The 14,682-nt window shown below is 62.4% G+C and carries 10 protein-coding genes, 1 tRNA gene and 2 pseudogenes; 7 read left to right on the top strand and 6 right to left on the bottom strand.

The annotated features are described in order from the left end of the window. Nucleotides 1–13: 13 nt before the first annotated feature. Both E0501_RS07170 and E0501_RS07165 read right to left on the bottom strand, forming a co-directional pair. On the bottom strand, nt 14–484 hold the full coding sequence (locus tag E0501_RS07170; protein ID WP_137700622.1) for a disulfide bond formation protein B: 471 nt from the start codon (nt 482–484) through the stop codon (nt 14–16). Next, nucleotides 481–1,059, bottom strand: coding sequence for a YqaA family protein (locus E0501_RS07165; RefSeq protein WP_137700621.1), 579 nt, complete (start codon nt 1,057–1,059; stop codon nt 481–483). Before E0501_RS07165 ends, E0501_RS07170 begins: the two co-directional genes overlap by 4 nt. Before the next feature lie 160 nt (nt 1,060–1,219). Between E0501_RS07165 and E0501_RS07160 the strand changes: the two genes are divergently transcribed. From E0501_RS07160 to E0501_RS21125, 5 genes and pseudogenes are all read left to right on the top strand, one after another. Beyond that, a tRNA-Leu gene (locus tag E0501_RS07160) sits at nt 1,220–1,305 on the top strand. A gap of 707 nt (nt 1,306–2,012) precedes the next feature. Next, a pseudogene (locus E0501_RS21130) lies at nt 2,013–3,121 on the top strand (Ig-like domain-containing protein); the annotation flags it as partial. A 72-nt stretch (nt 3,122–3,193) separates the two neighbouring features. Continuing rightward, nucleotides 3,194–3,448 carry a hypothetical protein gene (locus tag E0501_RS07135; RefSeq protein WP_137700616.1) on the top strand — a complete coding sequence of 85 codons (255 nt, stop codon included), beginning with the start codon at nt 3,194–3,196 and terminating at the stop codon, nt 3,446–3,448. Next, nucleotides 3,394–5,394, top strand: a pseudogene (locus E0501_RS21850) (Hint domain-containing protein). Before E0501_RS07135 ends, E0501_RS21850 begins: the two are co-directional and overlap by 55 nt. Before the next feature lie 181 nt (nt 5,395–5,575). After that, nucleotides 5,576–5,842, top strand: a complete 267-nt coding sequence (locus E0501_RS21125) for a hypothetical protein (protein WP_161594575.1) — start codon at nt 5,576–5,578, stop codon at nt 5,840–5,842. On the opposite strand, the gene E0501_RS07125 is transcribed toward E0501_RS21125, so the two are convergent. Next, nucleotides 5,839–6,438: a nucleotidyltransferase family protein gene (locus tag E0501_RS07125; protein WP_137700615.1), complete on the bottom strand. Its 600-nt coding sequence runs from the start codon at nt 6,436–6,438 to the stop codon at nt 5,839–5,841. The two genes, E0501_RS21125 and E0501_RS07125, sit on opposite strands and share 4 nt — an antisense overlap. A 9-nt stretch (nt 6,439–6,447) precedes the next feature. Continuing rightward, nucleotides 6,448–8,865, bottom strand: a complete 2,418-nt coding sequence (locus tag E0501_RS07120) for a GcvT family protein (protein WP_137700614.1) — start codon at nt 8,863–8,865, stop codon at nt 6,448–6,450. 132 nt (nt 8,866–8,997) lie between these two features. Here E0501_RS07120 and E0501_RS07115 point away from each other — a divergent pair, with 132 nt between their 5' ends. Both E0501_RS07115 and E0501_RS07110 read left to right on the top strand, forming a co-directional pair. Further along, nucleotides 8,998–10,275, top strand: a complete 1,278-nt coding sequence (locus E0501_RS07115; RefSeq protein WP_137700613.1) for a DUF2254 domain-containing protein — start codon at nt 8,998–9,000, stop codon at nt 10,273–10,275. 49 nt (nt 10,276–10,324) lie between these two features. Further along, on the top strand, nt 10,325–12,745 hold the full coding sequence (locus E0501_RS07110) for a GcvT family protein (RefSeq protein ID WP_137700612.1): 2,421 nt from the start codon (nt 10,325–10,327) through the stop codon (nt 12,743–12,745). Between the two features lie 217 nt (nt 12,746–12,962). On the opposite strand, the gene aroB is transcribed toward E0501_RS07110, so the two are convergent. After that, entirely contained in the window at nt 12,963–14,078 is a 1,116-nt protein-coding gene (gene aroB / locus E0501_RS07105) for a 3-dehydroquinate synthase (RefSeq protein WP_137700611.1), read from the bottom strand. Next, nucleotides 14,075–14,626 (bottom strand): shikimate kinase, encoded by a 552-nt coding sequence (locus tag E0501_RS07100; RefSeq protein ID WP_137700610.1) that lies wholly within the window; start codon nt 14,624–14,626, stop codon nt 14,075–14,077. The genes aroB and E0501_RS07100 overlap by 4 nt, the downstream gene beginning before the upstream one ends. Between the last annotated feature and the right edge of the window lie 56 nt (nt 14,627–14,682).

The following is a 14,682-nucleotide window of genomic DNA, read 5'->3' as shown; positions in this document are numbered from 1 at the left end:
CACTTCGAAAGGGTCAAACCCGGTTGCGCGCTGCCAGCAGCCAGATCAGTACAAAGCCGAACGCGGCCACCGCATTCCAGCTGGCCATCGACAGGCCGAACATCTCCCAGGGGACTTCGTCGCACATCACGACCCCTGTGGGCGTATCCAGGCTCAGCAGGTCGGAACCGCTCAGGCCGCCCAGCCCGCCACCCCCGGTGCAGCTTTCCGGGCCCGGCCACCAGCCGCGCTCGACCCCGGTGTGATAGACGCCGATCGCGCCCGTCGTCGCGGCCGCCAGCGCCCCCAGCAGGGGAAACCCGCGCCCCGGCACCATCAGCGCCAGCACTCCGATGCCAATGGCCGCGATATGCGGATAACGCTGCCAGTAGCACAGCTTGCACGGCGCCATGTCACCCACGTACTGGAACAGCAGGGCCCCGATCATCATCGCCGCCGATCCCCCGGCGGCCAGCAGGATCAGGGCAGGCCGGTTGAGTGTCATAGGTATTTCACCACGTAGAATCCGCCCAGAAGCATGATCACGAACAGGATGAACATCAAGCCCAGCCGCCGTTCGATGAAATCACGAATGGGTGCGCCGAATTTCCACAAGAGCGCCGCGACGATGAAAAAACGCAACCCCCGCGCCAGGATCGACGTGGCGATGAAGGTGGGCAGCGGCATCGCGGTCCAGCCCGACATGATGGTGATCACCTTGTAAGGGAAGGGCGTCATGCCCGCAGTCAGCACCGCCCAGAACCCGAAATCGTTGAACCGCGTGTTGAACGCCTCCATCGCCTCGGCCTTGCCCATCGATGCCAGGATCGGCTGGCCGATCTGCTCGTAGGCGAAATATCCGATCGCATAGCCCAGCATGCCGCCCAGCACCGACGCCACCAGCGCCACCGCGGCAATGGCAAAGGCCCGGCTGGGCCGCGCCAGGATCATCGGGATCATCAGAACATCGGGCGGAATCGGAAAGACCGAGCTTTCGATGAAGGCGATCATTGCCAGCGCCCACATCGCGCGCGGATGATCTGCCAGTTGCATCGTCCGGTTATACAGCCCGCGTAACATGCCTGCCTCGTTGTTGTTGACCCGCATATGCCTATGGAACCGGGGCCGCCGTCAACCCGTTACGCCCGGCGGCCGCTGTGATGCCAGGCCAACGGCTGCGCACGGGGCAATTTCCCTCTTCCGATCCCCGGTCCAACGCTGTAAACCCGGATCTTGCAGGGCCCAAGTGGCGGAATGGTAGACGCAGGGGATTCAAAATCCCCCGGTAGCAATACCGTGTGAGTTCGAGTCTCACCTTGGGCACCAATATCCCGGTTTCTTCTCGCGGGCCGGTATCCGCGATTCGCGACGAATTGAGGCAATTATTTCAGAATACCTAATCAATTCTCCGGATTGGATCGAAACGCGTCAAGCAGACCCGCGCCGCAGTTAACCATGGTAAACAAATTTCCGCCATATTTTGGCGAATTCTCGCTGTTTACAAAACAGAAACAGTAGATGCCTGCTTTCCGCAGGAGTCGCATCGCCGGCGAGACGCGTATCACTTTCACTATTGCCTGAATTCGCCTTCTCGCTGTGTTTTCCGTTGGGAAACAATTCTCGGAAATGCCGACGAATCCTTGCCGACGGTGCAGCCGAAAAAAGGCGAAAGGGGACTTGGCGTGCCTTTTTCCCGCCAAATTTGGGTTTGTGTCGGCGTCCTTCTGCAGTATCGATATTGGTGCCCGACTGGGGGGCATGTCTGCTGGCCAAGGGGCGGCCGCTGAACTGTGATGCATCCATTGGATGCGGGAAAAGTGGCGCAAGCCGGTGTTAACGAGTGCCAAGCCTGCCGCCAGAGCTGCCAGAGTTGGGGGACCCCCCCCCACCAGGCGTTCGTGCTTTTCACGTCCCAATTTTGCATCATGAAAGAAAGGGTTTGCGGGCCCTGTGCGGAGGCATCCGGCAGGGGTCCGATGGTCACAGTGCTGCGTAAATGGCGTGCATGGTGAGAGTTGAAAGGGTCGTTAACTATGGCTGATCTGGTTCTGGATTGGGGTTTGTTCGGTACATACGGTACGAGTATGGGGGCAACCCAAACGGTCGATACGGGCGGTGTGGATGTCACCGTTGGTTTTCAGGGTATCGACGAAGGCGCGCAGGCTTTTGCCTTCTACGCCGAAGGCTATGTCGCTTCCGATGATCCCTTCAGCGCGTTTTCCTTCCTCAAGCTGTTCGTCGAAGGCGGTGAAGGCGGCATCGACGACACCTCGACCACAACCATCTCGTTCGCGGCATCCGATGTGGCCTATGGCGACGAAGTCCAGAATGTCAGCTTCCGGATCAACGATATCGACTCGGGCGTCGACGATACCGGTGAGCCCAGCGGTTATCACCTCGATCTACTGACCATCCGCGCCTACGATGCTAATGGCAACGAAGTGCCGGTGACGATCATTCCGGGCGCCGATGTCACCGGTGGCTCCAACACGCTCGAAGGTGGATCTGCATGGGAACCGACCGACGGCGAAGGTTCGGCCCTTGTTCAGATCGACGGTCCGGTATCGCAGATCGTGATCGAGTACGACAATGCCGGTGATGGAGATCAGCGCGTCATGGTTTCGGACATCCACTTCTCGACCACCGACTCTAACGATGTCGACGCGGTCGACGATGCGGCCAGCACCGATCTCGATACGCCCGTCATCGTTCCGGTCCTTGACAACGATAGCGATGCGCAGGGCGACAGCTTCACCGTCACCGGCGTGACCGATGGCACCAACGGCACCGTGGCCATCGACCCGGTCTCCGGCAACCCGGTCTACACGCCGGATGCCGGCTTCACCGGCACGGACACGTTCGACTACACCATCACCGATGATCTGGGTGCGATCGACACCGCCAGCGTGACCGTCACCGTGGGCGATGGCACCCCCGTGAATACCGTGGACGCCGTCGACGATACTGCCACAACCGATGTCGACACGCCGGTCATGGTTCTCGTGGTCAGCAACGATGTCGACCCGCAGGGCGACGATTTCGATGTCACCGGTGTGACCGATGGGGCCAATGGCACCGTGGTCATCGATCCGGTCTCGGGCATGCCGGTCTACACGCCTAACCCGGCTTCTCGGGCCCCGACACGTTCGAATACAGCATCACCGATGAGTTGGGTGCAACCGATACCGCCACCGTCACCGTGGCGCCCGAAGTCATGCCCGATTACATCGTCGAAGGTGGCGAGGGCGACGACCTGATCGATGACGCCTACATGGGTGACCCCGAAGGCGACATGATCGACAACATGGACAACATGCCGGGCAACCCGCCGCAGGATGATATCGTTGTCGTGGGCGGCGGCGATGACACCGTGCTTGCCGGAGAAGGCGACGACAGCGGCGATGACGCCGACTCGTGTTGGGCGGAGATGGCAACGATACCGCCGATGGTGGCCTGGGCGGTGACGTGATCGACACCTCGGCACCGGGCACCCCGGCGATCGACGTGCCGACATTCCCGGGCATCCCGGTCGATTCCGATCCGGCCGACGATCTCGACATCGTCGATGGTGGCGATGGGAATGACACGATTTCCACCGGCGACGATGCTGACACCATCTCCGGCGGTGCTGGTGACGACGTGATCAACCCCGGTATCGATAATGACGTGGTCGATGCTGGCGACGGCAATGATTCGATCAATGACATCCAGGGCGCCGACAGCATTGATGGCGGGGCAGGGGATGACACCATCATCGCCGGCGTCGACACGTTCTCCGACTACGTAGGCGATGATCCCAACCTGCCCATTGGCACGATCCTTTCGGATCCCAACACCACCGAAGGGCGCGACACTGTCACCGGCGGAGACGGCAACGATCTGATCTCGACCGGCGATGATGCCGACCTGATCGACGGCGGCGCCGGAGACGACTCTATCATCGGCGGGCATGGTTCCGACTCGATCCTCGGCGAAGACGGCGACGACTGGATCAATGCCGGCGACAGCACGCTGCTCTTCGGCCAGGCTCCGGACGAAACCGATCCGGTTCCGATCAACGGGCTGGATTTCGTCGACCGCGGCGCGGGCAACGACACTATCTTCGGCGAAGATGATGACGACACGCTGCTGGGCGGCACCGGGGACGACGTGATCGACACAGGCATCGACGACGACCTTGTGGATGCGGGCGCAGGCGACGACTCCGTTCTGGCCGGCGATGGCGACGATACGGTTGATGGCGGCGACGGCGCCGATACCGTGGGCGGCGGTGCGGGCGATGACCTGATCGACACCTGCTCGACCACCAAAGAGGACGACGCTACCGACCCCGACCCCGATAATGACCGCGACCTGGTCATGGCCGGCGACGGCGACGATACGATCACCACCTGCGACGACTCTGTCCTGGCAGGCGACGGCGACGACACCGTGACGGGCGGTGCGGGCAATGACACCATTGATGGCGGAGCCGGCAAGGACTCGCTTTTGGGGGGCGATGGCCGCGACACTTTTCTGAACGTCAACAAGGGTGACGTGATCGACGGCGGCGATGGCCCGGTCGATGACGGACCAGACGATTTCGACAGGCTCGATCTCACAGGTTCCGCGGTTCCGGGTGGGTCGCTCAATGTGACCTACACATCGCCGGACAGCTAGGATGGGATCGTGACCTATCGCGATGCCGACGGCGACGTCACCGGGACGCTCACCTTCACCGAGATCGAGAATGTCGTACCCTGCTTCACGCCGGGAACCGCGATCGCGACGCCCAAGGGCGAGCGTCTGGTCGAGGACCTCAAGGTCGGCGACAAGATCATCACCCGTGACAACGGCATCCAGGAGATCCGCTGGATCGGCAGCCGTAACCTCACCGGTCAAGAGCTGGCCCGGGCACCGCATCTGCGTCCGATCCTGATCCAGAAGGGTAGCCTGGGCGACAACCTGCCCGAGCACGACATCCTGGTCAGCCCGCAGCATCGCCTGCTGATGACCGGCGACAAGGCGCAGCTCTATTTCGAAGAGCGTGAAGTCCTCGCCGCGGCCAAGCACCTGACCGATCTGAACGGCGTGGACGAGGTTGGAACGCTGGGCGTGACCTTTGTCCACTTCATGTTCGACCAGCACGAAGTGGTGCTCTCGAACGGGGCTTGGACCGAAAGCTTCCAGCCGGGGGCTAATGTCCTCGACGGACTGGGCGACGCGCAGCGCGATGAAATCTTCGAGCTCTTCCCCGAGCTTGAGACGCGTGTAGGTGTGAATAAATACACCGCCGCCCGCCGCTCGCTCAAGAAGCACGAGGCGCGCGCTGACAAGACAATTCCCGGGGCGGCTCACAGGGGCGGCCCCGGGGGCGCCACCAAGAAAATGGGTATGCAGCTGTCCCGGGCCCTGACCCTTTCGCCCGGGCGCTAGGGAAGAGGTGTTCGCATCTCTTCCCGTTTTTGGTTTGCCGAAACCACCTGTCTCGCTTTAGCGTCAGAAATGACCCCGAGCCTGCCCAAATTTTGCCAAAGCCATCGCACACCCTCTCCCTGTAAACAGTACAGATCGGTACCCGGAAACCGCGGGGAAACCGGCAAAAGGAGCAGAAATTATGAGTGCAGCGGAATGCTTTGTGGCGAATAAAGCCGATCCTTCTATCTATCGTTTGACCCCGCGGTGCCTCGGTCTCGGTGAAGACATATTGATCGGTGGTACCACCGGTCCGCGCTATTTCGTCATCGATCTCAGCGCGTTGATCTACCCGGTCCTGATCGAATGGTCGGGCCCCGATTGCGGGGTGATCACGGATGGCGCCGATTCAATCGTGTTCCAGGGGGTCGACGAAATCATCGTTCCCCCGAGCATGCAAACTGCTTAACCATCCCGGGCCGCGCGCCATGCGGCCCAGTCTTCCGGTGTATCCAGGTCGGTGACCGCATGCCGCGCGGGCAGGGGGGTCATGCGCACGGTTTCCTCTCTCAGCACGTCCCGCGCCCCCCTGTCGCCGGTGATCTGCGCCAGTTTCGGAAACAATCGCTCAGGAAACACGACCGGATGGCCCGGTGTGCCATCCCGGTCCGTGGCCCTGTGCACCGCGTCAGGCTCCGCGCGAAACGCGTTCAGCATGGTCTCGATATCGGCCCGGGTGATCTCGGGCATATCCGCCAGCAGAACCATCAACCCGGCGGCGTTCTTCGCCACCCGGGCAGCCTCGCGGAGCGATACCGCCAGGCCTTCGCGCCCGTCGATTCCGTCCAGAACCGTCAAAGACGGGCTCGCGATCTGCTTCAGCACCTCGGCCCGCTGCGGAAATTCCCGCGAGACCGTCACCACGACATCGGTGCCCGTGGCCAGGGCTCGGCGCACCTGGCGCCGCAACAACGGTTCGCCATCCACCAGTTCCATCAGCTTGTCTCGCCCGCGCATCCGGCTCGAGGCGCCGGCGGCCGGGATCAGGATCAACACATCCGACATGCCCGCAGGTTAGCCGCGCATCCGGGCCCCGTCAGCATCGAAAAGCGGCTCCTTGATCTCGCGCGCCTTGCGCATCTGGCCCAGGATCTCGATTTCGACCTCTAGACCGGGGCTGACCGCATCCTTCGGCACCAGCCCCAGGGCGATGGACTTGTCGGCATGGTGCGAATAGCCGCCCGAGGTGCAGAAGCCCACCACTTCGCCATCCAGCCAGATCGGCTCATAGGCCACCACATCCGCGTCATCGGCATCAACCTCGAACACCGCCAGGCGCCTCGCCGCGCCTTTTTCACGCTCGGCCAGCGCGGCCTCTTTGCCAATGAAATCAACGTCTTTCGACCACTGGATAAAGCGGTCCAGTCCGGTTTCGCCCGGCGTGTAATCCGGTGAAAACTCGCGCTGCCACGACCCGAAAAACTTGTCCAGGCGCAGGCTCATCATCGCGCGCATGCCAAAGGGTTTCATCCCGTGCGGCTGGCCGGCCTGCCACAGCGTGTCCCACAGGCTGCGCTGCGCCATCGGATCGCAATAGATTTCGAACCCCAGATCGCCGGTATAGCTGACACGCTGCACCAGGCAATCAACCATGCCAACCGTCAGGTGCCGCAGGTCCATGAACCGCATGTCGGAAATATCCTCGCGCACCACCGATTGCAGCACCGCGCGCGCCTTCGGCCCGGCAATCTGGAACCCATTCAGACGGTCGCTGACATTTTCCACCGTCACGCCGGGGGCTTCGTGCTGCTCGAACCAGCGCATGTGATAGGCCTGGCTGCCATAGCTTGCTGTCAGCTGGAACGCCTCGTCGCTCAGGCAGGATATGGTGAAATCACCAATGATGCGCCCCTTCGCGCTCAGCATCGGCGTCAGGCTCAACCGCCCCGGTCTGGGCACGCGCCCGGCCATGATCCGGTCCAGCCAGTCCCGCGCGCCGGGGCCCGTCACCAGGTATTTGCCAAAGTTGTGAACCTCATTGATTCCAACGGCTTCGCGCACGGTCTTCACCTCGCGCCTGGTGGCCTCCCAGGCGTTCGAGCGGCGGAATGAAGGTGTTTCATATCGTGGCTCATCGCCTTCGGCGAAATAGTTCGGCACTTCCAGCCCGTATTGCGCGCCCCAGACTGCGCCCATGGCGTCGAATACGTCATACATCGGCGTCTGCCGGAACGGGCGTGCCGCGGGCAGTTCCTCGTTCGGATAGGCCACGCTGAACCGTTTCTGGTAGTTCTCGATCACCTTGGGCCGCGTGTAGCCGGGCGTGATCCAGTCTCCGAAGCGCGCGCAATCCATCGCGAAGGTGTCGCGCTCGCACTCGCCCTCGATCATCCACTGCGCCAGCATCAGGCCAACACCGCCGCCCTGGCTGAAGCCCGCCATCACCGCACAGGCCGACCAGTAGTTGCGCATCCCCGGGACGGGGCCCACAAGCGGGTTGCCATCGGGCGCAAAGGTAAAGGGGCCGTGGATGACGGATTTGATGCCCGCGCGCTCCAGCACCGGAAAACGCTTGTAGGCGAACGCGATCGAGTCCTCGATCTTGTCGTAATCATCCGGCAGCAGTTCGTGGCCAAAGCTCCACGGCGTGCCATCCACCGCCCAGGGGCGGCAGGGCTGTTCGTAGAACCCGATGCACAGGCCGCGGCCTTCCTGCCGCAGGTAGGATTCGCCGGCGGGGTCCATAACGTGGGGGTGTTCGCCGCCCGCGTCGATGATCTCGGCGATCTCGGGAATTTCCTCGGTTACCAGGTACTGGTGCTCCATCGGGTGCAGCGGGAAATAGACGCCCGCCATCGCGCCCACCTCGCGCGCCCACAGGCCCGCGGCATTGACCAGGTGCTCGGCATGGACCGTGCCCTTGTCGGTCACCACGTCCCAGCTGCCGTCGGGGCGTTGGCGGGTTTCCTTGACCATGCAATGCGTCTCGATCGTGGCACCGCCCATCCGCGCGGCCTTGGCATAGGCATGGGTCGTCCCGCTCGGGTCCAGGTGCCCGTCAAGCGGGTCGTAGAGTGCACCGATCACGCCCTCGACATTGGTCACCGGCGCGATGCGCTTGATCTCATCCGGGCCCACGATTTCGGTTTCCAGCCCCATGTAGCGGTGCTTGGCGCGCTCGGCCAGCAGCATGTCCATCCGGTCGCGGTTGTCGGCCAGCGTCACCCCGCCCACATGGTGCAGCCCGCAGGACATGCCGGTGATCTCTTCCAACTCCTTGTAGAGACGGATGGTATAGCCCTGCAGCGCGGCCATGTTGGTATCGCCGTTCAGCGTATGAAACCCGCCCGCCGCGTGCCAGGTGCTGCCGCTCGTCAATTCCGAGCGCTCCACCAGCATCACGTCCGACCAGCCCAGCTTGGTCAGGTGATACAGCACCGAACACCCGACAACCCCGCCTCCGATGACAACAACCTGCGCCGTGGATTTCATTGCAACCTTTCCTTTTTATTGCCGGAGCACTCTGCCAGAATGTGACAAGTCCCGAGGGCGGAGAATGTCTGCCAGCGACGCCCCGCGTCGTTTCAGGCGCACTGAACCGCTCCGAAACCAAGGTGATACGGCATGTTTACCTCGTTTGTTCAACGCGTGCGATTGTTGTTTCGAAAACTCTGGCTGCGCGTTGCGGCGATCTCTTTGCTCGGGGTCGTGGCTGTCCTCGCGGCCAAGCTGATCGGGCCTTTCCTGCCGCCGTCGCTCGCCCTCTGGATCGGGGCCAATTCGGTTGATCAACTCCTTGACATCCTGTCCGGCTCGATGCTCGCCGTCACCACGTTTTCGCTGTCGGTGATGGTCTCGGTGCACCGCTCGATCTCGGCGCAATGGACACCGCGCGCCCACCGGATCCAGCTCCGCGACCGTTCAACCCAGATGGTACTCGCCACCTTCATCGGCGCCTTCGTCTACGCGCTCTCATCGATCATCCTGCGCTCGACCCAGTTTTTCGAGGATCGCGATATCGTCGTGCTCTTTGCCATGACACTCGTGGTGATCGTTCTCGTCGTGGTTATGATCATGCGCTGGCTGGTGCGGCTGCAGACCATGGGCAGCCTCGCTGACATCTCCGACAGGATCTGCGAGCTGACCGCCAAAGCATTTCACGACCGCATGGAACGCCCCTGCCTGGGCGCGACCGCATTGACCGACGCGATGGTGATCCCCGAAGGCGTGACCGATATTCGCGCCAACCGCTCGGGCTATGTCGAACGGATCTTTCCCGCGGCCATAGATGCCCGCGCCAAGGCCTGCGATGGCCACGCCTACCTGATCCGCGAGGTCGGCGACTATATCGACAAGGGCGACATCATCGCCCATGTCACGGATGACGCGCTCGTCGCCTCCGTCGTGGCGAATGTCCAGATCGGCGAGATGCGCGATGTCGAACAGGATCCCGGCTTCGGCCTGACCATGCTGGCCGAGATCGCCTCGAAGGCGCTGTCGCCCGGCGTGAATGACGGCGGCACCGCCATCGACATGATCGATCGGATCGCCGGAATCCTGCAGGGCTGGCAGGCGCCCCAGGCCAGCCCGGGGGATCCGGCCACATATCCGCGCGTCTTTATTCGCGCGCTCAACCCCGACCACCTGATCCGCCGTCCCCTGGGTCTGATCGCGCGTGACGGCGCGGGCGTCTACGAGGTCCAGGCGGTGCTGCAGGAACGCTTGTTCGCACTGGCTCGGCATCCGGACCCGGTGCTGGCCGCCGTCGCGGAAGAGCTTCGCGGGCAGGCGCTGACCCGTGCCCTCGAGACCATCCCGCACGAGATCGACCGCCAGGCGCTGGCCGATCATGCGGCGTCTCTGACGCAGACAGGCGCGCCTATGTCGGGAACCGCCATGTAAGCGCCCCGCGCGCCGTCCAATCTGGCCGCGACCAAAGAACGGAGTCCCCATGCGCACCCACGCCCAGGCCGTCGTGATCGGCGGCGGATTGATCGGCTGCTCGATCCTTTACCACCTCACGAAACTCGGCTGGACCGATGTCGTGCTTCTCGAGCGTGACGAGCTCACCAGCGGTTCCACCTGGCACGCCGCCGCGGGTATCCACGGCCTGCATGACAGCGCCAACATCTCGCGGCTTCAGCACTACACGATGCAGCTCTACAAGAATCTCGAGTCTGAGACCGGCCAGTCCTGCGGCGTGTTTCAGCCCGGCTCGCTCTATCTCGCGCAGACCCAAGCGCGCGAACACCAGCTGCGCCTGCAGGAATCGAAGGCCCGCCTTTACGGCATGAACTTCCACGAGGTCAGCCGCGACGAGGCCGAGCGCCTGCACCCGCTGGTCAATTTCGACGGCATCCGCTGCATCATGTACGAACCCGATGGCGGCAACGTCGATCCTTCGGGAGTGACCAACGCCTATGCGGTAGGCGCGCGCCAGCGCGGTGCCGAGATTCACCGCTTCACCCCCGTGATCGGCACCGAGGCGCAGCCCGACGGCTCGTGGATCGTGCGCACGCCCAAGGGCGATATCTCAACACCCTGGGTGATCAACGCCGCGGGTCTCTGGGCGCGCGAAGTGGCGGCGATGGCCGGGATCGAACTGCCGCTGATGCCGACCGAGCACCAGTATTTCGTCACCGAAACCATCGCCGAGATCGCGGCGCTCGATCGCCGCCTGCCGTCGGTCGCCGACCGCGACGGCGAATATTACATGCGGCAAGAGGGCAAGGGCCTCTTGATCGGCGCCTATGAGCGCGACATGAAGTTCTGGGCCGAAGACGGCACGCCGCTCGATTTCGCCCATGATCTTTTCCCCGACGATCTGGAACGGATCGAGGAAAACATCATGCGCGCCATCGACCGTGTGCCGGTCGCGGGCACGGCGGGGATCAAACGGGTGATCAACGGCCCGATGATCTGGTCGCCGGATTCCAACGTTCTCCTCGGCCCGGTGCCCGAACTCAGGGGTTATTTCGCCTGCTGCGGCATCATTCCCGGATTTTCGCAATCCGCCGGAATGGGCCTAATGGTGGCGCAATGGCTGATCGAAGGCGAAATGCAGTATGACATGTTCGCCTGGGATGTGGCGCGGTTCGGGGACTGGGCCGACAAGAAATTCACCATGGCGCGGGTCCAGAACCAATATGCCCATCGCTTCTCGATCCATTTCCCGAACGAAGAGCGCGAGGCGGGCCGCCCGGTGCGCACACGCCCCGTCTATGACATGCAAAAGGACATGGGCGCGGTTATGGGGCTCAACTACGGCTGGGAGCACCCGCTGTGGTTTGCGGATCAGCCCGACACCAAAGACACCAACGGATTCGACCGCCAGAATTGGTGGGGGCCCGTGGGCGAAGAATGCCGCATGCTGCGCGAAAACGCCGGCATCATCGACATCTCGAACTTTGCCAAGTACCGAGTGCGCGGGGCAGGGGCCGAGGACTGGCTCAACGCCGTTTTCGCCAACCGCATGCCGCGCGAGGTGGGCCGGTCCTGCCTGACACCGCTGATCGGCATGCGCGGCGGCATCGCCGGGGATGCCACGGTGACGCGCACCGCCGAGGACGAGTTCTGGATCGTCAGTTCCGGCATGGCCGAACGATACCAGAAACGCTTCTACGACATGGTGCCGCTGCCCGAGGGCACGACGTTCGAACCGATGACAGAGGCAATGTGCGGCTTCAACGTCGCCGGGCCGCGCTCGCGCGAGATGCTGCAGCGGCTCACCAACACCTCGCTCGAGACGGCAGATTTCCCCTTCATGCGCTCCAAGCGGATCGAGATCGCGGGCGTGGACTGTATCGCGCTGCGCGTGTCCTTTACGGGCGATCTCGGATGGGAGTTGCATTGCGCCACCGAAGATCAAAAACGCCTTTACGAAGCGCTTCTCGAGGCTGGTCGCGACGTGGGGGCCGGCCCGGTGGGCAGCCGCGCGTTGATGAGTCTGCGGGTCGAAAAGGGCTATGGCTCGTGGAGCCGCGAATACAGCCCCGAGTACTGGCCGCAGGAGGTGGGGCTGGATCGGCTTGTGAAGATGGACAAGGACTTCCTGAACAAGGCCGCCGCCGCCGAGGTAATGGCGAAACCTGCGCGAGAATCCCTCGTCCTGCTGGCGCTGAACGAAGAGGATGCGCGCGCCTCGAACGCCGATGCAACGGGGGGTGAGCCGATCTTCAAGGACGGGCAGGGCGTCGGGCGCGTCACCTCGGGCGCCTACGGCTACTCCGTCGGTATGAGCCTGGCACTTGGCTATGTCAAAGGTGCAGCGCCCGGCGATGCGGTCGAGGTGATGGTTCTGGGCCGACCCCACCGCGCCACGATTCTGTCCGAACCGCCCTTTGACCCGAAAGGCGAACGGTTGCGCGCCTGAGTTGGGGTGATCTTGCGGAGCGCCTGCGGCGCGCAGGTTTGAATGATTGGGGGCGCTGCCCCCAAACCCCCGAGGTATTTCCGGTCAGATGAAGGCAGGCCGGACGGTGCATTAACCTTAACGGGCGTTAACGCATGTCATTTACACCCGGCAGCCGGATGTCAGCCGGGAGTCATACGCATGTCACCCCCCCCGTGATTTCGACCGTGCGGTGGCGTTAACCTTTGGCGGCAAGTTGCTCGGTCAGGACGTTTCGGACCACATCGAGATCCACATCTGGCGTCACGAAAGCCTCGCCGATACCACGCGCCATGATGAAATTGATCCGCCCGTCGGTGACTTTCTTGTCCTGTTTCATCAATTCGATCAGGGCATCGGCATCGGGAAGATTTCCCGGAATATCAGATAGATCAGCCTTCATGTTCATGTCTTTAAGGTGGGCGCGAACACGGCTGGGATCCTCCTGGCTGCACAGCCCAATCCGGGCCGACACCTCGAAGGCCAGCGCGCAGCCGATCGCCACGCCCTCGCCATGCAGCAGCCGGTCCGAGTAACCGGTCGCTGCCTCAAGAGCATGGCAAAACGTATGCCCTAAATTGAGCAAAGCCCGCTCCCCCTGTTCGGTCTCATCCCGCGCAACGATCCCTGCCTTCATCTCGCAGGAGCGCTTGACCGCATGGATACGCGCTGACAAGTCGCCGCTTGAAATGGATGAACCATGCTCCTCAAGCCATTGAAAAAAGGACATATCGCCAAGAAGGCCGTATTTGGCGACCTCTCCGTAACCCGCGAGGAAATCACGGGGCGTGAGAGTTTCCAGAACCGAGGTATCGGCGAGCACAAGCGACGGCTGATGAAACGCGCCGATAAGGTTCTTGCCATGGGGGGAGTTGATTCCGGTCTTGCCACCTACCGAACTGTCAACCTGGGCCAGAAGCGATGTCGGCAGCTGCACGAACCGAACACCCCGACGCAATATCGCGGCTGCAAATCCGACGAGGTCTCCAATCACTCCGCCGCCCAGGGCGACCACGACATCCCGTCGTTCGACACGCTGGTCCAGAAGCCACTCAACCGCTTGCGTCAGGTACGGCCAGCTTTTGGTCGACTCGCCTGAAGGCAAAGTCATCGACACCATGCTAATATCGTGTTCTTTCAATCCTTTGCGCAGCGTTTCCAGGTGCAGCGCGGCCACGTTTTCATCGCTGATCACCGCCACGCGCGGCCGGTTGAGCAGCGGGGCTATCAATGCTCCCGAATCCTGCAGTAATCCGGGGCCGATGTGGATGTCATAGGCGCGCGCACCAAGCGCCACGTGCACGGTCTCTCTCATGGCGTTTCCTTCAGAACGTCAGGGCGGCCGCGCAATGCTTCCAGAACCTTGGCTGCCATCTCATCAATCGAGTATTCGGGGCGTGCCGTCACCTTGATGTCGGCTTGTTCGTATATCGGCTCGCGCTTTCGATACAGTGCCTCAAGCGTTGCGCGTGGGTCGGCTGTCTGTAGTAAAGGCCTGGATTGCTTGTGTTTCACGCGGTTCCACAACAAATCGATGTCCGCCATCAGGCATACGGAGACACCGCGTTTCGTAATCATTTCACGGTTTGCCTCAGCCAAGAACGCGCCACCACCGGTCGACAATACTCCCTTTTGCGGCGCATCCAGAAGCCGGCTGATGACCTGGCTCTCTTTGTCGCGGAAAAATGCCTCGCCATCTCGCTCGAATATTTCTGCAATGGACATGTTCGCGGCACGTTCGATTTCGGCGTCCGAGTCAAGAAAAGGAACATCCAGAATGGCGGCAAGGGCCCGACCGATCGCTGTCTTACCCGCGCCCATCATACCCACCATCACGATTGTCTTGTCGACCTGCCAGCCCATGTTCTCTGCGCTACCATAGGCGCGCGCCTGCCATATTTTCCCAATGTCGCCTGAAT

The sequence above is a fragment of the Marimonas lutisalis genome, from assembly GCF_005434965.1.
Taxonomy (GTDB): Bacteria; Pseudomonadota; Alphaproteobacteria; order Rhodobacterales; family Rhodobacteraceae; genus Marimonas_A; species Marimonas_A lutisalis.
Note: the sequence above shows the minus strand (reverse complement) of the source record. Positions and strands in the feature narration are given on the sequence as shown.